General features: G+C 44.9%; 22 protein-coding genes. 2 read left to right on the forward strand and 20 right to left on the reverse strand.

What is annotated here, in order from left to right; all coding sequences use genetic code 11:
- Positions 1 to 36: 36 nt before the first annotated feature.
- The 19 genes from HUU58_10120 to HUU58_10210 form a co-directional block, all read right to left on the reverse strand.
- Complete coding sequence (locus HUU58_10120; protein ID NUN46026.1) at positions 37 to 654, reverse strand: LytR C-terminal domain-containing protein; 618 nt, start codon at positions 652 to 654, stop codon at positions 37 to 39.
- 50 nt (positions 655 to 704) lie between these two features.
- Positions 705 to 1,214 carry a hypothetical protein gene (locus HUU58_10125; protein ID NUN46027.1) on the reverse strand — a complete coding sequence of 170 codons (510 nt, stop codon included), beginning with the start codon at positions 1,212 to 1,214 and terminating at the stop codon, positions 705 to 707.
- A 75-nt stretch (positions 1,215 to 1,289) separates the two neighbouring features.
- Positions 1,290 to 2,033: a hypothetical protein gene (locus tag HUU58_10130; protein NUN46028.1), complete on the reverse strand. Its 744-nt coding sequence runs from the start codon at positions 2,031 to 2,033 to the stop codon at positions 1,290 to 1,292.
- On the reverse strand, positions 2,026 to 2,727 hold the full coding sequence (locus HUU58_10135) for an HAD-IA family hydrolase (GenBank protein NUN46029.1): 702 nt from the start codon (positions 2,725 to 2,727) through the stop codon (positions 2,026 to 2,028). Before HUU58_10135 ends, HUU58_10130 begins: the two co-directional genes overlap by 8 nt.
- 11 nt (positions 2,728 to 2,738) lie before the next feature.
- Positions 2,739 to 3,980 (reverse strand): rod shape-determining protein RodA, encoded by a 1,242-nt coding sequence (gene rodA / locus HUU58_10140; protein NUN46030.1) that lies wholly within the window; start codon positions 3,978 to 3,980, stop codon positions 2,739 to 2,741.
- The gene (gene mrdA, locus HUU58_10145; GenBank protein ID NUN46031.1) at positions 3,964 to 5,838 is read right to left on the reverse strand and encodes a penicillin-binding protein 2; all 1,875 of its coding nucleotides are present in this window, start codon (positions 5,836 to 5,838) and stop codon (positions 3,964 to 3,966) included. Before mrdA ends, rodA begins: the two co-directional genes overlap by 17 nt.
- A gap of 6 nt (positions 5,839 to 5,844) precedes the next feature.
- Positions 5,845 to 6,369, reverse strand: coding sequence for a rod shape-determining protein MreD (gene mreD, locus HUU58_10150; protein ID NUN46032.1), 525 nt, complete (start codon positions 6,367 to 6,369; stop codon positions 5,845 to 5,847).
- A gap of 3 nt (positions 6,370 to 6,372) precedes the next feature.
- Complete coding sequence (gene mreC, locus HUU58_10155) at positions 6,373 to 7,239, reverse strand: rod shape-determining protein MreC (GenBank protein ID NUN46033.1); 867 nt, start codon at positions 7,237 to 7,239, stop codon at positions 6,373 to 6,375.
- A 39-nt stretch (positions 7,240 to 7,278) separates the two neighbouring features.
- Complete coding sequence (locus tag HUU58_10160) at positions 7,279 to 8,304, reverse strand: rod shape-determining protein (protein NUN46034.1); 1,026 nt, start codon at positions 8,302 to 8,304, stop codon at positions 7,279 to 7,281.
- 33 nt (positions 8,305 to 8,337) lie between these two features.
- Positions 8,338 to 9,891 (reverse strand): bifunctional phosphoribosylaminoimidazolecarboxamide formyltransferase/IMP cyclohydrolase, encoded by a 1,554-nt coding sequence (gene purH / locus HUU58_10165; GenBank protein NUN46035.1) that lies wholly within the window; start codon positions 9,889 to 9,891, stop codon positions 8,338 to 8,340.
- A gap of 207 nt (positions 9,892 to 10,098) precedes the next feature.
- Positions 10,099 to 10,479 carry a DUF2914 domain-containing protein gene (locus tag HUU58_10170; GenBank protein NUN46036.1) on the reverse strand — a complete coding sequence of 127 codons (381 nt, stop codon included), beginning with the start codon at positions 10,477 to 10,479 and terminating at the stop codon, positions 10,099 to 10,101.
- Between the two features lie 156 nt (positions 10,480 to 10,635).
- Positions 10,636 to 11,103 (reverse strand): hypothetical protein, encoded by a 468-nt coding sequence (locus HUU58_10175; protein NUN46037.1) that lies wholly within the window; start codon positions 11,101 to 11,103, stop codon positions 10,636 to 10,638.
- Between the two features lie 76 nt (positions 11,104 to 11,179).
- A complete protein-coding gene (locus HUU58_10180) occupies positions 11,180 to 12,478 on the reverse strand; it encodes an ABC transporter permease (GenBank protein NUN46038.1) in 1,299 nt (432 codons plus the stop codon).
- Complete coding sequence (locus HUU58_10185) at positions 12,471 to 13,385, reverse strand: ABC transporter ATP-binding protein (GenBank protein ID NUN46039.1); 915 nt, start codon at positions 13,383 to 13,385, stop codon at positions 12,471 to 12,473. Before HUU58_10185 ends, HUU58_10180 begins: the two co-directional genes overlap by 8 nt.
- Positions 13,386 to 13,404: 19 nt before the next feature.
- A complete protein-coding gene (locus tag HUU58_10190) occupies positions 13,405 to 14,016 on the reverse strand; it encodes a hypothetical protein (protein ID NUN46040.1) in 612 nt (203 codons plus the stop codon).
- A complete protein-coding gene (locus HUU58_10195) occupies positions 14,003 to 14,509 on the reverse strand; it encodes an RNA polymerase sigma factor (GenBank protein NUN46041.1) in 507 nt (168 codons plus the stop codon). Before HUU58_10195 ends, HUU58_10190 begins: the two co-directional genes overlap by 14 nt.
- Before the next feature lie 157 nt (positions 14,510 to 14,666).
- Complete coding sequence (locus HUU58_10200) at positions 14,667 to 15,521, reverse strand: hypothetical protein (GenBank protein ID NUN46042.1); 855 nt, start codon at positions 15,519 to 15,521, stop codon at positions 14,667 to 14,669.
- A gap of 2 nt (positions 15,522 to 15,523) precedes the next feature.
- Complete coding sequence (locus HUU58_10205) at positions 15,524 to 16,801, reverse strand: hypothetical protein (GenBank protein NUN46043.1); 1,278 nt, start codon at positions 16,799 to 16,801, stop codon at positions 15,524 to 15,526.
- A 57-nt stretch (positions 16,802 to 16,858) separates the two neighbouring features.
- Entirely contained in the window at positions 16,859 to 17,419 is a 561-nt protein-coding gene (locus HUU58_10210) for a hypothetical protein (GenBank protein ID NUN46044.1), read from the reverse strand.
- 155 nt (positions 17,420 to 17,574) lie between these two features.
- Between HUU58_10210 and HUU58_10215 the strand changes: the two genes are divergently transcribed.
- Positions 17,575 to 18,621 (forward strand): histidine kinase, encoded by a 1,047-nt coding sequence (locus tag HUU58_10215; GenBank protein NUN46045.1) that lies wholly within the window; start codon positions 17,575 to 17,577, stop codon positions 18,619 to 18,621.
- Positions 18,618 to 19,370, forward strand: a complete 753-nt coding sequence (locus HUU58_10220) for a response regulator transcription factor (protein NUN46046.1) — start codon at positions 18,618 to 18,620, stop codon at positions 19,368 to 19,370. The genes HUU58_10215 and HUU58_10220 overlap by 4 nt, the downstream gene beginning before the upstream one ends.
- Before the next feature lie 38 nt (positions 19,371 to 19,408).
- Here HUU58_10220 and HUU58_10225 read toward each other — a convergent pair whose 3' ends face one another.
- Positions 19,409 to 20,866, reverse strand: a complete 1,458-nt coding sequence (locus tag HUU58_10225; GenBank protein ID NUN46047.1) for a hypothetical protein — start codon at positions 20,864 to 20,866, stop codon at positions 19,409 to 19,411.
- Positions 20,867 to 21,052: the final 186 nt, after the last annotated feature.

Raw genomic sequence — 21,052 nt, forward strand, 5'->3', positions numbered from 1 at the left:
CGACGAAATTAGAAAGCGGATTGAACTCGGGCACTTCTAATCGCGCGGATTGGTAAATTTGAGCGATTTATAATCTTGTCCGACGATGACGGTAACTTCAAGCATCAACTGTGGGTTCTTCTGCTGAATAATACCCGACTCGCCGACACCAAGCGCGACGGCGACTTGTTGTGCACCGGCTAAATTTCCAGCCCGATCCTGTACGATTGTTTTTTTGTAATTGGAATTCGGCGCATTGCCCGTACTCACAACATCAAATCCTTTACTGCGTAGATAATCGGCCGCTTTGGCTGCCAGTTTGGGTACACCGCTGCCGTTGAGCACTTCGATACGGATTTTCTGAGGACGTGATTGGGTACCATCAAACGTGGTTGACGGTGAAGTCTCCGCAGGAACTTCATTGGTCTGTGTTTCGGCTTCTGATGTGCCGCTGCTATTGATACGAATAATCAACGAAATCACGAGAATTAAAACAACTAGGCCCAAACCGCCAATCATGTAATTCAAAATTTTGTCCCACTTGGGATCGTGAATGCCGGTCATCGTCAGTTGAGTCGGCTCCGGCTTCGGATCTTGAGTTCGGGTAGCCGATGTTTGGTCCAAGGTCTGTGTTGATTCTTTCGGACGGTCGTCCGTGCGTACTTTGCGTTGCATATCCACTCCGTAAACAATTAATCCCGACGGTATCGGGATTAAAAGTATTTTTAAGGCCTCATAAATCCGTAATCGTCAAACAATCCTCCTGAACCGCTTCGTTGCGGGCCCGGATTAAAAAGACTATTACCAGTATAATAAGGATTGTTACTGTATCCCACTTGCATCTGAAAATGTCGGCTCGGTCTATAAACCAATTCTGCTCCGTGCAATATTTCACGGTTTTTTTGCATTAGGCTATTCTTATTCTGACCAAACGGCTGATGCATCAATCCTGTATTGAGACGCAGCACCAAAGGATCCGAGAGACGAATATTAAGCGAATTGGAATACATGCCCAAGGTACCGCTTGCACCGCCACCGCTATAATATGTCATGGCATAACTCTGCGTCATCGTCACGCGGTCGGAACCGATAAAACTGAGAAGCGATCCGGGAACGGCTGAAGTAATACCACCATGCACATCGATGGGTTCACGCCCAGTCTGAGTTTTGAGTTGCGCGGAAAGCGAAACTGAACAAAGCCCGAAAATCAAAAGGAATATTGTTTGTTTTTTCATGCTAACCCTTTCTACGCTTAGCCGAATCAATATCAAAAAAAGGTATAAAAAAGTCAAGAGAACGCAGCTCGGTTTTTATGGTACCTCGACAACGTACCCGATGCCGTAAACCACGCCGTCAGCGATAAATTTTTCATATACCCCCGTTTGACCGATAACCGATTGCACTTCCCGCGCAATTACGCCTTCGATCACAACACTATTTTCGGCGGCATTGGGTTCGTAATAACTAACGTCATGCGTATAGACGGAAGACGGTAAAATCGCGCGCACAGGCCACGCAGGCCATTGCACACCGCGCGCTGAACCGGATTTTTTCACATAGAGTCGGATACGTGATGCCACATAAGGACGGAGCGCCTCATATTCCCATGTATCCATTTCTTGATTACAATAATGCATACTATCCAGCCAACCGCCTTGGGCTGAAAATCCAAGCCCTCGCACAGCGAGCGTATCCCAACCTATGATCCACTCTATCACTGGAATCGCCGCGGACGTATCCACAGTTTTGTGATGCATGGCCTTCACAGAATCCCTGATGTTTTGTATGCGTTTTATACGTTCACGAAACACTTGCGGTTTCATATGACCGAGCATCCAACGGCGTTTACCTTCGTTATATGCGGGACGTATTACCACACCGTTGGCATAAATTGCCAAAGATGGCGCATTGAGTTCCTCGCCGGTCCAAGCGGCCGCACCGCCGCGAACCCATTTGGAAAAAACAATCGGACTCTCCGGTTCAATCAAAACATGCCGCGATGTACATCCAATAGCACCAAACAAAAAAATAAAACTGCCTACAAATTTAACCATGGAACGGCTCCACCGCGATATCAAGCAATTGCCTGAAATCGGTCAATTCGTAATCCGCACCGGATTCGCGGGTATCAAACGTATCGCCGTATCGGGCAAATGCCGTTTTCATTCTGATCTGTTTGGCACCGGCCATATCGCGTTCCGCCCAATCACCGACCATCAAAGCGTGCTCCGGCTGGATGTCCATCTGGGTAAGCGCTTTGCGAAACGGCTCCGGATTAGGTTTTCGCTGAAACGTATCTTCGTACGTCACGACGGCATCAAAAGTATGATGGAGACGCAGATAGCAAAGGCGCAGCCACGCTTCGCGCGTCGGCGCATCACTGACAACGGCCAATTTAAAGCGCCGTTTGACCAATTCATTGAGCGTGGATAAAACATGCGGATAGGTGACCAGCGAAGCTTCGCGGGTCTGGCGATACGCCACAATACCGTTGGCTAAGATTTTGTGGTCAATGCGGCCAAGCGTATTCTCCAAAAAAATATCGAACACCTTTTGGTATTCGTAGCCTTGCGAATTATAGATCGTCCATATTTTGGATATAATATCTTCTTTTTTTACCTCCAAGCCGGCATCTATCATGGCTTCCGCTGCACTGGCAATCGCACGTTCTTTGAGGCGCATAAAATCAACAAGGGTATTGTCGAGATCAAAAATAATCGCTCGCAGATGGATATCGGGTTTCACCATACAAAATCCATTTAATGTATTTCGTAATTTTTTTTGCGCATGGCCACATTTAATACAAATCCGATCAGGAACATATTGGCCCAAAGCGCCGAACCGCCATAACTCAATAAAGGTAAGGGTATACCCGTAACCGGCATAAGACCAGTGGTCATGCCTATATTGACAAGCAACTGAAACGCAAACAGCGACGCAATACCGATTAATGCGAGACTGGCAAATTTATCATCAACCGCATCGGCAATAATGACAATTCGAAAAATAAGGATACCGAATAATGCCAACAAAAATAGACTCCCTAAAAATCCGAACTCTTCCCCGATCACCGAAAAAATAAAATCCGTATGCTGCTCCGGTAAAAAATTGAGCTGCGTTTGCGTGCCGTGAAGATAGCCTTTACCGGCCAAGCCACCTGAACCGATAGCAATCTTGGATTGTGTAACCTGGTAACCGCTGCCCTGCATGTCGCGTTCCGGTTCTATGAAATTGAGAATACGCTGCTTTTGATAATCTTTGAGTGATTCCCAAATCGGTTCCGATGAAAGTCCCACAATCACATTGACGGCAAAAACGCCAAGGATGATCAGTGTTTTTCGTTTTGAAAAATACAGTATGGTCAGAATAATAAACAGCATCGTAATAAACGCATTAAAACTGTAACCGCTGATGATGTGCACCAGTACGGTCGCAATCGGCGAAAACATAACGAAGATGGAAAACAACGATATACCGTTCCAATACAGGATAGGCAGCGCTACGCTGCCCACGCAAAGCGCCGTACCCAAATCGGGTTGTTTCATAACTAACAGCATCGGTATCGCCGCAACGGAAAACACGATAATGATATTCATCACTTGCGAACTGTTGACTTGCCGCAATGCCAATATCCGCGCTATAAAAAGAATGGCTGCAATTTTGGCAAGCTCCGACGGTTGGAATCCGAATGGGCCAAGAGTAAACCAGCGCCGAGCGCCATAACGTACCGAGCCGGCAAAAAAAACTAAAATAAGAAGCGCTATGGTGACAGCGAAAACAGTAAACGAGGCGCCATCTATCAATCGCAGCGGGATAAGCACCGTCATGAGCATCAGCATGACACCGATGAAAAAAAACGTGAGCTGTTTGGTGAAATTTAATTGATCGCCCGTAAACGTCGCACTGTAAATACACGCCAATCCTAAACCGCACAACATCAATGTGGGCGCAAGAATCAGATAATCCAAGTCCTGTAAAAATTTTTTAATTCGTTGTACCATGAACTTCGACTACGGCCGCTTGCGGGGCCGGAGTATTTTTAGGCGTTTCTTTGCGATCTTTTTCTTTCGGATCAAACGATTTTTTGTTCCGAACAAAATTGAAATAATAATTCATCACAAGTGCACTCATCGGCGCCGCCACATCGGAACCCTCGCCGCCGTTTTCCATTAGCACAACTATAGCTATTTCTGGATTTTCATACGGTGCGAAACCTACAAACCAGCCGTGATAACCTTCGGTACCGGAACCGACTTTACCATGTACGTTCTCTGCCGTTCCTGTTTTACCAGCAACCTGCGCCGCTTTCAATCCCGCTTTTTTTCCCGTACCTTCAAAATAATTGACGACGCCGAACATCGCTTGCCGCATCATATCCATGTGTTCTTGTTTTACGGCCACATGCTTGACCGGGAATGTTACACGGCGGATACCTTCACTATCCTCCGCATACCGCACCAAATGCGGCGTTTGGTAAGTGCCGGCATTCGCAAAAATCATCGCGTATTGCAAAAGTTGCACGGGTGTCACCAAAATTTCCCCCTGACCGATACCCAGATTGACCACCGCGCCGCCTTTCCAATTATTGAAACCATACCGGCTGTTGTAGTATTCTGTCGTAGGAATCAATCCGCGGCGTTCGTTGGGAATATCCGTTCCTGTAGGTTCACCCAGACCAAACATACGCGCATATTTAGCCAAACGGTTGATCCCCAATTTCCATGCTAATTCATAAAAATACACATCGCACGAACGCACCAATGAACTGGAAACATTCATGTGACCGTGGCCTTTGAGATTCCAGCATCGAAATTTATTACCACCGAGCTGATACACGCCTGTACACTCCACATACGTTTCCGGTGTTACCAATCCCTCTTCCAAACCGGCCAATGCCGTGATCATTTTAAAGGTGGAGCCAGGCGCATACCCGCTCTGTACCATACGATTAAAAAGCGGTTTGTCGGGATTTTCATTAAGCTCGCGCCATTGATCAATCGTAATGCCGTCCACAAACCAACGAAAATCATAATCCGGTTTGCTGGTTGCAGCCAAAATTTCACCCGTTCGTGTATCGGCCACCATGATCGAACCGCGACGCGTGCCCAAAGCGCTTTCGACAAATTTTTGATAATCATTGTCTATCGAGAGATACAGATTATAACCGTCGCGCGGGTGCTTGGATATGCCGAGATCGCGCAGAACTTGCCCCTTGGCATTGGTTTCTAAACGATGATATCCTTTTTCGCCACGCAATTCGACTTCGTAAAACTTCTCCAATCCCGATACGCCGACACGCTCGCCGATTTTATAGTCGGTATCCTGAAACTCGGCAGTTTTGTAATAACCGATGGTATTATCCGTAATCTGGCTCATATAGCCGATCAGATGCGGCATGGTAATATCGTCGGCATAAATCCGGTTGATATCTACTTTATATCCGATGCCTCGATGAAAACGGCGCTCTTCTTCAAGATGCGCGATCGTGACAAAATCCACTTCCGGTTTTATTACAACCGGTGCGTAGGGCCATGCGCCGCGCAATTTTTTGAGAATGTCCTCATCCGTCATACCGGTCAGCGAACGCACATACTGCATTTCGCCGGCGTTAAGCGTGTCAAATTCCGACAAGGTAATCGTCAATGCAAACGTAGGCCGATTTTCAACAATGCGCCGTCCATATCGATCGTAAATCAATCCGCGCGAGGGAATCTGATCAATCGTGCGGGTGCTGTTATCCTCAGCGCGTGCGTGAAAATTATCATAAGCCATGATTTGCAAATAAAACAAACGGCCGAGCAGCATCAGCAAAATAGCCGCCAACGAAACATACATGGTAACGACACGATGATGATTCATAGTTTATTAAAAATCATAAATAGTGTTGAAACGAACATAGTCCAGTGTGCGCAGGGGTATGGAAAGATAAATCACAAAAGCGGTAACGGCTGAATACAGTGAATTCCATAATCCATAGTGAAACATCAGATTCCAAAAATCTACGACGCCGTCCAGCGATTGGATCGCATAAAAAAACACGGCATGAATAACCGATAGAAAAAAAATCATGATCGGGAAATAATATTTTTCGATCAACATCACGCGATCGGCCGCGAAGAAGTATGTCGCAAAGGCGGCAATTGTTTTACATAACGCATTGAGTCCGTAAAAATCAATCATCGCATCTTGCCAAAGCCCAACCGTAAATCCAAATAACATACCCGGGATCTGCCCGAGGCGCATGCTTACAAATACCGTCAATATCAAAAGCAAATCCGGCACATTATCCCCGACGGCCAGAAAAACTGAAACAAAACTTACTTGCATCAGGTAAAAAAAAGCCGCCGCACCCAGCAGCGAGAATGTCAAAATATTTCGTTTACGACGCATAGGTCAACGCTTTACGATAAAATAATTTTCAAAGCCTACAGCCACCGAACGCGTTCGGGACGTATCCGTTACGACAAACACTTCCTCCAAACGATCGAAATCAACGGCCGTTTGCACCCGGATATCTTTAAAAAGGCCTTCGATCTCGTTATTCACTTCCGTAACCACGCCGACACGAAAATTAGGAAGAAAATATTCGCTATACTCTGACGTCAGAATGACATCGCCGATACGCACATCCAGATTCTTAAGAACGCCATAAAATGCCACTTCATCCGGATTGCCGAGCCAAAATACCACTCCGTTGGCACGGGTACGTTGTATTTTTGCGGCAACACGAAAATTTTTATCCAACAGCATCTGGCAAACGGAATGCTCTTCAAACACTTCGGCGATCTGGCCGACAAGACCGTATTCGTTGATCACATTTTGGTGCAGCCGTACACCATCGGCAGAACCTTTATCCAAAACAATATTACTGATCGCAGGACGCGACTCCCGTGCAATGATGCGTGCGGGGCGCACACTCAGCGGAAACCGACTTCGAAATTCGACCAACTGGCGCAGGCGCACGTTTTCCATATACGCATCTTCCAAAACGATATTACGCGACGCCAATTCGATATTGCGTTGTTGTAATTCCTTAATAACAACATCCGAATCGCGCCACCGCGGACCGGATGAAATTTTTTCACCCAGCATCGCCGCGAGATAAATCACGCGTTTGCGGAGAAAAATCATCGATTGATTGGGATTATTCTGCAAAAGAAGAATAGATGCGATGACAAGAACGAGAAAAACAAATGAATGCCGGTAGACATACAGGATCTCTTTCAGGCCGGCATAAAAGTTTCTTAGTTTCCAGAGCATGATGGGATCTTAATGCACGCTACCGGTACGGTACGGCGATTAGTATTTGCGATTTTTGAGAATGACGGCCTGATATTTGGTCAGATTTTCCAGAACGCGTCCGACACCGCGCACGACGGCGGTCAGCGGATCTTCGGCGACGATCACCGGTAAACCCGTTTCTTTGCGCATACGCTCATCGAGCCCTTTGATCAAAGCACCACCGCCGGTAAGAACAATACCGCGGTCAATCAGGTCCGATGCCAATTCAGGCGGGGTTTTTTCCAATGTACTTTTCGTACCTTCCACGATTTCACGAATCGTTCCTTCCAGTGCGCGTCGTACTTCTTCGGAATCCGTTTTCATCGTTTTGGGAATACCCGAAACAATATCGCGACCTTTGATTTCCATTTTCAATTCCTGCGCAAGCGGTACGGCGGAGCCGATATTACATTTGATGTCTTCCGCCATTTGTTCGCCCAAAAGCAAATTGTGCTGGACGCGGAAATATGTGATAATAGATTTAGTCAGTTCATCACCGGCGCTGCGAATCGAACGGTCGCATACGATGCCCGACAATGCAATCACGGCGATTTCGGCCGTTCCTCCGCCGATATCAATCACCATACTGCCTTTGGAAGCTTCGATATCTATACCCACGCCGATCGCCGCCGCCATAGGTTCTGCCACAAGATATACTTCTTTTGCCCCGGCATGTTCAGCCGAATCGCGCACGGCACGTTGTTCGACCATTGTAATTCCGGAAGGAACGCCTACGACAACGCGTTTACCCATAAACCGGGCCGGGCTCACCTTGCGAATAAACTCCTGCAGCATCAGCTCGGTCATTTCGAAATCAGCGATCACTCCGTCTTTCAGCGGACGCACCGTGAGTAACTCGTCATGGGTACGTCCTTCCATTTCTTTGGCTTCTTTGCCGATCGCCATCATTTTATTGGAGCGCTTATTGATCGCTACGATCGAAGGCTCATTGATCACGACGCCTTTGTCTTTGACATAGACCAACGTGTTGGCCGTCCCGAGGTCAATCGCAATTTCATTGTTAAAAATATCAAACAGGCTCATAACGCTCCGTATGCGTGGTTTTCTTAAATGGATCTAATGTTTGAAATGACGGATACTTGTAAATACCATCGCCATATTGTGTTCATCCGCCGCCGCGATTACTTCCGCATCTTTCACGGAACCGCCCGGCTGGATCACGGCCGTAGCACCTGCCGCCGCCGCCGCGTCAACGCCGTCGCGAAAAGGAAAAAAAGCATCCGACGCGATGGCCGAATTTTTCAACGAAAGCCCACTCTTGCCGGATTTGCTGACGGCTAACTCCGACGCATCAACCCGGGACATTTGTCCGGCACCGATACCGAGTGTCCGATCCGCCGCGGCATATACGATGGCGTTGGACTTAACGTGTTTGACGATCGTCCATCCGAAAAGCAACGCGTGCATTTCTTCCGCATTGGGAGCGCGTCGCGTTACGACCTTCCACTCCGTCTGCCCCGCACGACGCATATCGGCGTCCTGAATCAAATAACCATCCAACGCTTTGCGGATCTCCGGCAACGCCGACCCCTGCGCCCGCGCCGCTTCAAAATCATAACGGATTAACCGGATATTTTTTTTCTTGGAAAGGATCTCAATTGCACCCGATTCAAATTCCGGTGCGATGATCGCCTCCACAAACACTTCACTTAAGGCTTCGGCGGTCGTCGCATTGAGACGGCGATTAAAACCGATCACTCCGCCAAATGCCGAAACCGGATCTGTGGCTCTGGCATTCTGGTACGCCTGATACAAGTCGTCGTGCATCGCGGCACCGCAAGGATTGGTGTGCTTGACGATAACGCATGATGGTTTTTCAAAATCCGATACAACGCGCACACAGGCATCAAGATCGAGAATATTGTTGTATGACAATTCCTTGCCGTGCAACTGATCATAATACTTTTTAGAGTGAAAATTAGCCGCATAAAATGACGCTTTTTGATGCGGATTTTCGCCGTAGCGGAGCGGCTGAATTTGCTTAAACGTAAGATTTATTTTTTCGGGCAATGTCTCCGAAGAAGCGGTTACCTTAGATGCGAAATAACTTGAAATCAACGCATCATAACGTGCCGTATGTTCAAACGCCTTGATCATCAAACGATAACGGGTGTCTTGCGATACATCGCCGCTAGTCATGATTTCCTGCATGACAGGTTCGTAATCCGACGGATCTACCAATACAATGACACTGCGATAGTTCTTTGAAGCCGATCGTATCATCGAAGGTCCGCCGATATCAATATTTTCGATAGCCTCATGCAAAGGTACATCGGGTTTGCTGATCGTCGCTTCGAAGGGATATAGGTTAACCGCCAAAAGATCGATCATACCGATGCCGTGGTGATTAGCTTCTTCCATGTGGGTAGCATTATCGCGCAACGCCAGAAGTCCGCCATGTATCTTAGGGTGCAGTGTTTTGACGCGGCCATCCATCATTTCGGGAAATTGCGTGAGGTCCGAAATTTTTACGACGGGGATTCCATTTTGAGACAGCGCGGACGCCGTACCGCCGGTTGAAATAATTTCGACACCGACTTGATGCAGTTTTTGAGCCAGCGATTGAATTCCTGTTTTATCGGATACACTAATAAGCGCACGTCGAATCATCTTGGAAGCAACACTTTTATAAATAAAATATAATTTTTCGGGCGCGCCAATGTAGAAACTGAGCGGTTAAAATGCAAGGTGTTTAGAGGCGAAATTCATTTGATAAGGGCATGGAAACGTAGACATACTTATAACAAACCCTCTCGCTGATAAAATAAAAAAGGAAGAGTTTTAGCTCTTCCTTTTTTATACGATTCCTTATACCTACTATTGAGCGGTCGCCGTAAATTCGCCGGACTGCAACACTTTACCGGTGCTGTCCACGATTTCGACTTTCCAGGTACCGGCACGGTGCACTTCATAAAACGCATACGTGCGCATCGACCAGGATTTGATTTCGAGCGGTACTTCATTTTTCAAGGTTTCGCCGTGATACCATTTCATGGTAACCGTCTGGCCTTCACCGCCGACAACTTTGATCCAGCAATAAACATTGCTTCCATTGGCGGGAAACGATGTAGCTTCGCCGACAACTTCGCTTTTCTCGACGGCGGTACCAAACTTCATGCCGTCAATCTTAACCTGAGCATGACCGGATTGAACAAATGCCAATGCGATCAAAATGACCAAAGCACTTACGTACTTCATACTACACCTCTTCTTAAAATTAATAAAATAAATATCGCGAGTTTTCCCACTTCGCATGCCTATTATACACGAAAGTGTCTACGTGGTCAATATATAAATATAAAAACCTACGAAAAAATCGCAGGTTCTAATAGTAACCGTCTATTTTTTTAAATTTTATCTCGATCCGGCGCCCCATTCGTAATTAAGATCCAAACGAAATGAAACCTCTTTTTTATCTTCTTCCGACGGATTGTCAACAATCAGGTAATACAGTGTTTTTTGCGCTCGAAATTGATTAAGTAACCGAATTTTAAATGTGTGTTGTATTTTTTCGCCGGAATCATACTGTGTTTTGTAGGGTTCTTCTTCTTTAAATTTGAGAAAATTTTCTTCGTCCATCACCATCACACGCGCTTTGCGATCGCCACCGTCTTCGACACGCCATTCACCATCCACTTCGATCGCTTCCATCTTATCTTCCAGCGTAATTTCAAACTGATAATACTCACCTTTTCCAAGTGTTTCTTTCTTTTCGACATGTGTGATTTTACTGTTCATCACGGCTTTATTGCTGCCGCAGCCAAACAGCATCACGGACGCCAACATCGCTACGCTATAAAGCCAAATTTTACTTAAGCGCATACATTTCCCTTTCTGAAATAATAAAAGTTATTGACCTCGCATACATCAGTATATCTATTTTGAGGTAAACGATGATTCATCCTTTATAAAACATCCATTTGGCTAATTCGGGCAACGTGATTTTTTTACCGTACATGAGGATTCCGATACGATATATGCGACCGGCTACCCACACAGCGCTCAAAAAACCGACGATCAGCAAACTCATCGAAAGGGCCAATTGCCACCAAGGCACGCCAAAAGGTATTCGTCCTAACATTACAATGGGTGATGAAAACGGAATCATCGATGCCCAAAATGCCACCGGCCCGTGCGGATCATTGACCGAAACCTGAAGCAGAAAAAAAGATAGAATCACCGGTATGGTGACGGGAAATGATAACGACTGCACGTCACCGGCATCATTGGCGCCCGAGGCCGCGGCGGCGTACAATGCCGCATAAAAAAGATAACCGCCTAGAAAATAAAACACGAAGCAGAAAAATAATTCTGTAAAATTAATCGAATCCAGATTTTTCATAAATACGGTTATCGCCTCCGCATCACGGGCGTTGATACCGCCTTGGGCAAGTGCATCCGGAGATAGCTGACCCATCTGCGGACCCAGCAGCAGCATTGCCCCCTGAAACAGTAACGCGCCGATAGCTATCCATGACACGAGCTGAGTCAATCCGACGGCAGCTACGCCGAGTATCTTACCTGTTAACATTTCAAAAGGCCGCACGGACGAGACGATCACTTCCACGATGCGATTGGCTTTTTCCTCCACCACACCATTCATCACCATCACGCCGTAGATGATAAGAATGATATAAATAATGATACCCATAATAATAGCCGTCGTAAGAGCGACAACTTTATTATCTGAAGACTCACCTTCTTCGGTCATAATGATCGTTTCAAACGAAACACGCTGTTTGATCGCATCGATCTTATCCTTAGTCATTCCGGCCTCGGATAATCGCTCTTTTTCCTGTTCACGTGACAGTTCGCTATTGATATATAAGGTTGTCGTAAACCCAAGACCGCGGGATGAAAAATATTTTACCCCATCGTTTGGATCGGTACTAGCCGCAGGAATATACAAAACACCGTCATAATTATATTTGGTGTCCCGATACACGCGTTTGAGCGAATCCAGGGGCATGGATTCGTAGAAAAACTGAACAAGCCGTGAATCCTGTAATTTCTGAATATATAACCCGCTTTCGTCTCGTACGGCAATACGTTCGGCATCGTTATTGCGCGCGATCAGAAATATCGTCACCGGCAAAAGAAGCATCAAAAAAGGTACGACCAGTGTCGTAATCAAAAATGATCGTTTGGTCACGCGGCTGATATATTCACGTTTTAAAACAAGGCCTATTTTACGCATGGTTGTATCCCTTCACGTGTTCGATGAAAATTTCATTGAGCGACGGTAAAACCTCCTGAAATGCATGCATTTCCACCCGGCTCAAAAGGTGCGTTAATAATTGATTGGGCGAAACACCGGGTTGTGTTGCGATCACGGCCTCACCCGTTTTTTGAGATACGATCGAATAAACGGCATCGCCGGATTGCGGTAAAGCTCCGTCAAATTGTATGCGATAGTGATGCTTTTTGAACTGTTGTTTGATCGCTTTGACTTCACCATTAAGTATATTTTGACCTTGATGCACCAGCGCTATACGATCGCATATTTCTTCGACTTGCTCCATACGGTGTGTGGAAAATATAATCGTCGCACCCAGTTCTTTGAGACGATGGATTTCATCTTTGATCAGATCGGCATTGATCGGATCCAATCCGGAAAAAGGTTCGTCCAGTATAAGCAGGTCCGGTTCGTGTACGACGGTTGCAACAAATTGAACTTTCTGTTGCATCCCTTTGGATAACTCCTCTACCTTTTTATTCCACCAGTTCATGATATCCAACCGTTCAAACCAAGCTTTCACTTTTTTTTCAGCATCCCAAGATGACAACCCTCGCAACTCGGCGAGATACATCACATGATCGCCGATTTTCATTTGTTTATACAATCCTCGTTCTTCAGGCATATATCCTATTTTTTGAGTGTGTTCGGGTTTGATAGGATTCCCGTCAAAAAGAATAGCGCCTTCATCCGGCATCGTGATTTGTGTGATCATACGGATCAATGATGTTTTGCCTGCACCATTGGGGCCAAGTAAACCGAAAATGGATTGCCGAGGCACGTCCAGAGTAATACGATCCACCGCCGTGTGCGACTGATAGCGCTTGACTACATCGCGCACAGAAAGTTTAGCATCCGTCATCGTCATGATTTTCCCTCGAAAGTAATTAATTATGTAAAGTCGTTTCTATGTTTTCCAAGACTTGTAACTGAGCCGCCATTTGTTGTGCATCTTTATCAAACATCCAGCGAACATAAGGGCGATAAAAAACTGTAACTACGGCGATAAAACCCATAAATCCGAGTTTGAAATACATCATATAATTTTCGTTTACAGCCTCCATAGGTATAAACAAAACAATCAATGCAAGCACTATGCTGAAGCCGTATGCCGAACGCAGGTAGATACGAATTGTTTTTTGATGAAGCCGAAGGTATGCCGTATGACGTGCACGCAGATCAATTCCGTAATCTAATGATGATACCCGGCGAATCAGAAGAATAAACAAAAAGCCATTGGGTATAATAAAAAGAAAAGACGCCACTGTAATCGTCAATGAAATCAGTGGTAAATGCGATTGGACAAATAACACCGCGCCAATCATAAAAAGGATGGCCAACATTCCGCTCAATTCAAAAAGAAGTTTTTTTCGGATACGAAGTTGCGCCGTTCGAATCCGCATTTCCAGAAGTTCACGAATATCCTTTTCATTCATACCGGTTTGAGGATAAAGCGACTGCCCTTGTTTCCAAAGTTCACGGAGTTCATCGTTTTCCATGATTTCCGGCCTCCATGATTTGTTTGAGTTGTTTCTTAATACGATTGATTTTTACGCCGACGTTGGATTCCGTCAGACCCATGATCACCGCCATATCGGCGTAACTTACTTCCTCGAGATACAAAACGATCAGCGCTTTTTCGACGGGTTCGAGCTGCGTTATCGCCGACTCCAATCTCCGTAACGGTTCGGTGTCTTCACTTTTTTCCGGAGCCATATTTTCCAGTACGCCGTCTTCCACCCGCTCGGCGACGATCGAACGCTGCTGCTTACGTTTGTACATCAGCGCCGTATTGAGTGCCACGCGATAGAGCCACGTCGAAAACTTGGAAGCACCTTCGAATCGCGGATACGATTTCCATGCATTGAGCAAAACTTCCTGAAAAAGATCATCCTGATCATCCGGCGTGTGCGCGTACACCCGGCATATTTTATAAATGATCCCCTGATGTGTATGCACCAGATCGAGAAAAGTTTTAGAAATAACGTCCATCCGACCTTTCGTTTTGCTCATAGGTTGCCGCAAAGTGCGAAAACTTACAAGGTTTCAAAACGAAATCGTATAAAAAAGAAAACCGGGTATGAGGAAACCCGGTTTATACGATATATTGCAGGGCGCCGATATATCGCGGATACATATATAGGATAAACTAAGGCGTGCGGGATTTGGTTTTGAAAAAACTCAGCACGGTTTCCGTTGTATTAAAATCATTAAAAAACCATTGATGTCCTTCTTCTTCCGGCGTCAGCAGACGGATTTCATGGCCCGATTCCAAACCATACCGATCCAACGTAGTATTTTTCCCCGCTTTTTCGCCGATCGCCGTTCGCTGCATTTTATAATAATTGCCCCACCACGTTAATGTTTGTGGCGCAGAAAGCAGCGAAAAACTGCCTTCATTGGAACCTTGATACGGTAAAACGCCGTCATTTTTACCGTGAATGATAAGCACCGAAGTTTTTTCTTCCGGCGCACCATAGGTGGAGAGCGGCTGATTCATCGACGATGCCACACTGGCAACAGCGGCAAAACGATGGGATAAACGGCAAGCCACATGATGGGCAAAAAGCCCTCCCTGCGAAAATCCGACAGCATATACACGGCGCGTATTTACAGGATATTTATCTATCATCGTTTTATATATCGCATCAATAAACCCTATGTCGTCAATGCCGAGACGGTAAGGTTTATTACACCGGCAGCCTTCGTCCCAATTTTCGACTTTGGCATCCGGATACACAAAGATACAGGAATCACCCCACGTACTTTTGTCAAAACCGGAGAACGAACGAATACCCGCGCCGTTTCCGCCGGCGCCGTGAAAAACAAAAACGAGCGGATATTTTTTTCCATCGCGTAGCATCGGCACCGATGTGATATATGTACGATCGGCAAAAGTCGAATCCGCCACCGTTTCGGGATACACCGGTTTGAGCGGCCCGTCTTCGCATGCCGTCATCATTGCAGCCAATGTATAGATCATAAGAAGTAAGGAATGCAGCATAGTTATTTGGCCTCCGGTGTAAAGCGACGAATCATCGGAGGCGCCGCCTTGGTTATATCCAATTGATGATTTTTATCGTAAGCGCCCCACGGGCTATTGGCTATGTAGTACAAAGAACCGCTCGCCACACATCCCAACGTAGGTTCACCTAAGAAATGAGCATTATTATCAATAACCTCAACGGAAGTGATTTTATTCCATGCCGGATCACAGCTCAATCGTAGAACACGCAACGGGCTTGTTCCATTTTGTATCGCATAAATGGCCGTGCCGTCTATCAGTAATCCATCAATGCCTCGCAACAGCGAAGACGGCTTGAAGAATAGTTTTACCGTTTCACCTGTTTTGATGCTAAGGCGATAGATGCCGGAAACGTAATCAGCGATGACAATGTACTGCTGATCGTGCGTTACGTCGATACCTTGCAAATTCCATACGTCATCCATTGTTTTCCATTTTACCATTTTTTTCATATCCGGATCGATGTGATAAATCTCCGGCGCTTTACTGTCGCTGATAAAAACCGAACCCGAAGCCGTAACACAAAGGTCACCGAAAATATGCCCACCCGAAACTTCAAATCGAGCGACTTCATGACCGCCATCAGCATCAAAACAAACAACAGCGGCTCTCCCGTCAAGTGAATCCGTGAACCCTGACATTTCCGACATGACCGATGTTGTCACCCATAAACGACGACGCAGAGAATCTATACGCATGCCCATCACCGAATACAAAGGTTTCGACGGCTTAAAAAAAGTCGTACCCCATATCCCGTCAGAACGCCGGACTCCGATCAATCCTTTCCTAATACTTCCTGTGATCCAGCGTTTGTTTTTTTTATCAAAAGTAATCCCTTCGGGATGAAAACCACGATCATCCAGTGTAAAAGCCGTTTCAGATTTTACAATTACGGTTTGGAGTGATTCGGCTAATTGCCGGGTGGATGCAAATCGCGGATCTGTTTTTACCGCATCGAAATCCGAGTCTTCAAAAAATTTTAATCCGGCATTCACATACAATGCAGCGCGAAGCGGCGCCCATACTTTATCTGTCTGACCTGTCAACACATATCCGGCAGCAAGGTTATATAGTATTCCGTAGTTATTAGGACGCAGAGAATCGGCCCGTTCGAAATGATAAATCATTTTTGTGTAATTTTTTTCATTGGCTGCCGTCGCGGCTTCTTTGTAATGAAACTGATACTTCTCCATACGAGTTTGGGCTTGCGTCGTAATCGTTATTAACCAACAAAAAGCAAAAAATGAAATTCGATGCATAAAAATGTTTCCTGTTTTGATTTTTCAATCATACTTCATACGAACTGCGACTTCGTATTATTTTTGAGATTCAATCATTTGTTTCAATTTTATTTTTCTACCGTCAGCGCCCAACTTTAAAGCTTTTTCCCACATTTCTTTGTAGTTATTTGTTTTATTGCTTCTCTTGTTCTCTGCTTTAATCTGCAATTGGGCGAACTCCTCCCCATATAAATCAAGCCAAACATCATATAGATATAAGAATAATAATTCATGATCGTTAAAATCCTTTGTACGACGTTTCAAACAAAAATGAAGCCTATGTCCTAACTCATGAATCAAAGTACCTTGTTTGATAAGAGTAGGGTAACTTGATCTCAATCGCATGGGCGTGTCCGGCCCACCTGAATTACTGGGCATGTCGACGACATGCACTATTACAAGTGTATCAATAAAATTCATGCCGGAAATACGCTCCATTGCTTCAACTATTTTTTTGCTTTCGGAATACCATATAGAGTCGTATTCATTTTTTTCTGAAACTGTAGTTGAATCGGAAGCCATAAAAATCAATTTTAGTTTTGTCTGTCCAGCGATGTGCGCCGAAAAAAGAAGAAACGTCATGACTAAAATTTTCATAATCAGCCTTACCGGATATGTGAAACATGAATTGATCAACCTGACCACACAATATACGGTGACTTTATCACTGTAAACGATATCGGTGGCGTGAAACGTCATTTTTTTGGAGGGAATGGTATGTTTATGAAGGAAAATCCAATTATATTGGTCGTATGATTAATTTATTGTATCCCTCATGGTTGTGGCGCATGACGATTGCCGCATGTATCGGTTTATTTTCATATCCCGTGATCATGCTTATCCGCGGTTATACGATCGAATTGACCACAGGATATTATTATGCCGGTTTTTCTTTGTATGCTGCTTGTGCCCATGCCTGGATGATAGAGTGGCATTTATTTAAGAATCGCCGTTTGCGGAACAAACTATCATGGCTTGATCATACCTGGTTACGTTTTTTAATTGAGCTTCCGTTGGCCTTTCTGATCGGAGCAACAGGGGTTTTTATCGGGCTGTCGGCGCTGATGCTGAGTTTTTTTGAAGCCTACAACCTCAGTCTGACACTCTGGTCATTTTACTTGACGTTGGGTATTCTGATGTCGCTGGTATATTCCGCATTTTTTCATGTAGCCGAATTATTGCATGCCTGGCAGTCCGCAAAAGTACGTGCCGCCGAAATGGAGCAAGCCTCCGTTCGCGCACAAATGGCAGCCTTACAAAATCAAGTCAGTCCTCATTTTTTGTTTAATAGCTTAAATATGGCGCATGCTTTGATTGATCGCGACACGGAGGAGGCCAAATCGTTTATTGACCAACTCGCCGAGGTGTATCGCTACGTTCTGAAAAACCGGCAGGAGGAACTCGTTTCAGTACAAGAAGAAATCGAATTTGCTCGCCATTATCTTGCGCTTGCTCAAATGCGATTTCAATACATCCTAATCAAAGAATCTGTTTCGCCGGATGCCCTGCAAAGGGCCATTCCTCCGGTTACGCTACAAATCCTGATTGAAAATGCCTTGCATCACAATGCCATTACGCACGAACATCCTCTGCATCTTTATATCGAATCTACGGACAACTCGCTCATTTTACGAAATACGCGAAACCCACGATTGCACGCTCCTGATCATTCCCACGCCGGAACAGGGTTAAACAATATTCGGCAACGTTATCTTTTTTTTACGGAACGTGCGATACAGATTAATCAAACTGACGCGATGTTTTCAGTAACCATACCATTATTGGAATTTCCTGCATGAAGGTATTGATCATCGAAGACGAACCGGTCGCCGCGGATCACGTGGCCTCGTTGCTCCGACGTATTTTGCCGGACGTCGAAATCACGGGACAAATCGCAACGGTGCGCGAAGCGGTGCACTTACTTGGACAAAATCGTTTTGATCTGATCTTATCAGATATCCAGTTAGCCGACGGGTCGTGTTTTGAGATTTTCAGACAAACCAAGGTTAACACGCCGATTATTTTTATTACAGCCTACGATCAATATGCATTACGGGCATTCGAAGTATTCAGTGTGGATTACATACTGAAACCGGTAACCGAAAAAAAAATTGAAACAGCCTTAAACCGATTCAAAGAACGACGTGATTTGTTTTTTGCAGATTATGAAAAACTTGCGCAGCCCTCGGGTAAAGAATATAAACAACGGTTTTTGGTGCGAATTGGAAGTAAATTGATTCCTGTGGAATGCAAAGACATACTGTTTTTTTATGCTGAAGACAAATGGATTGACCTCATAACAAAAGACAATAAGCGTTTTGTCGTAGACTTCAGCCTCAATCAATTGGAAGATTTACTTGACCCGAAGGATTTTTTTCGCATCAATCGGCAATACATCATTCACAGGCAGGCATTGATCTCCATCGCTCAGCATCAACCGGGACAAGTAACGGCGCTTATCAAATCAAATCCATCGGAATCCCCGGTCATCAGTCGCCGAGTTACGCCCCGCTTCAAACTATGGTTATCCGAAAATAAAAAACCCTGACGGTGACATCAGGGTTTATAGTTAAATATGATGATGTATTATAGCAAAGTTCGGTTAAAATGGTAGGTCAAGCTAATGCCATAGTACCATTGTTTTGACGACTTCACGCCATTATAAGGGTCAAACAGATTTCCGCTATTAACAAACCGTATAGCCTCCATTGCACCCATGTCATAATAACCATTCAAATCGGATGCCGGGCTATTTTTCTTCTTTAACCATGCGGCATCCCCCGAGATACTTAATCTGTTTTCGATAAAATAGGTTAAGTTAGTGCTAATTTTATATTTCTTACTTTTAAATGTTTCGTGTGTATCCTCATCGCCGATTTTAATATGTGCATTATCGTATGTGCCGCTGACAGTCCATAATAACCGATCCGCAATGGAATACAGATGATTGACGGCCAACTGCATTTGCTTAAGATCACTGACAGGGTTGTATTTTTTTGAACTTGATCGAAAATCCAAACTACCTGTTGCCGAAAAATCAATTTGCCCATTAATGGAGTAATTATGATAAAATTGCCCGTTGAGCATCATTCCTAAATAAGTGGAACGAAACTTCACGTCTTCATCATCCAGATAATAATTGCTCGAATTTCTCTTATCTCGGCTTTGGTAGCGAATAATTCGTGGTCCGACATCAATCACATAGCCTTCCAAACGATTTCCGATCGCTTCCTGAAAAACATCGTTCATATAGTGCGCTTCAAACGGCGTTAAATCCGGTAATGCTTCATCTAACGAGTTCCAGAATTCTTTTTGATGCCTATCATAGACATTTTGATAACCATATAACCGTGCAAACTCTGCGGCAACACGCTGCGTTGTTTCTTCGTTCCATGATTCACCCTTTCCGACAGCGTTGAGCCTTTCATGCACTCTCATGGCGCGAATGACAGGTGTCACGTTACGGATTCGGCCAATACCAAACAATGTCGCCAAAGACAAATCAATGGCGTTTGATTTTTCTTTAGAACGCATTATGGCCGTATCAGGAAACATATAACCGATATCCGTTACTTTATAAACAGACTCGCTCTTTGTATAAGCTATGTGCGGTAGAATGGTGGCATGATAATATCCCGCATAGTGGGAACTATTTCCTCGCAACATAACATGAGCAACTATGTCATTATAGTCACGGTCAGAGTGACCTAGATCGTTATTTCTACTGGTTTCATTGGTTCGTTTGGAATAAAATGCCGAAGCTGAAAAGTTTAAATCCTGCTTTTCCGATTCACGCATAAGGATATAATTGGAATTTAGCCAATACGACGAGTTATCATTCTTATATTCTTCATCAGAATAATCCGAAGAGCTATTGTTTCTACTCAGGCTCGCATTGATCCATCCGCGGCTATATCCCCAATCGGGCAACCGGTAATCCTTGATCGGTTTGGGATTATTATCTGAAAAGCCTACACTTGTCTGTGCGGATAATTGATCCTGCATTAATAGTGCAACCAAGCAAAGAAAAATGACTTTTCTCATGAGAATTCCCTCTAATTTGTGAAAAATGAAAGATTGACCTAAAAACTACGAAACCGTTATAGTAAAAAATTCATTGACTACCTGTGTTAAGTAAAAGAGGAATATGTCTGTATTAGACAGAGATAAGGCCGGAGGGTTTAATAAAAAATCACCCGCCGCATGGAAAACATACGGCGGGAGTACAAA

The organism is bacterium (genome assembly GCA_013360215.1).
GTDB lineage: Bacteria > CLD3 > CLD3 > SB21 > SB21 > JABWCP01.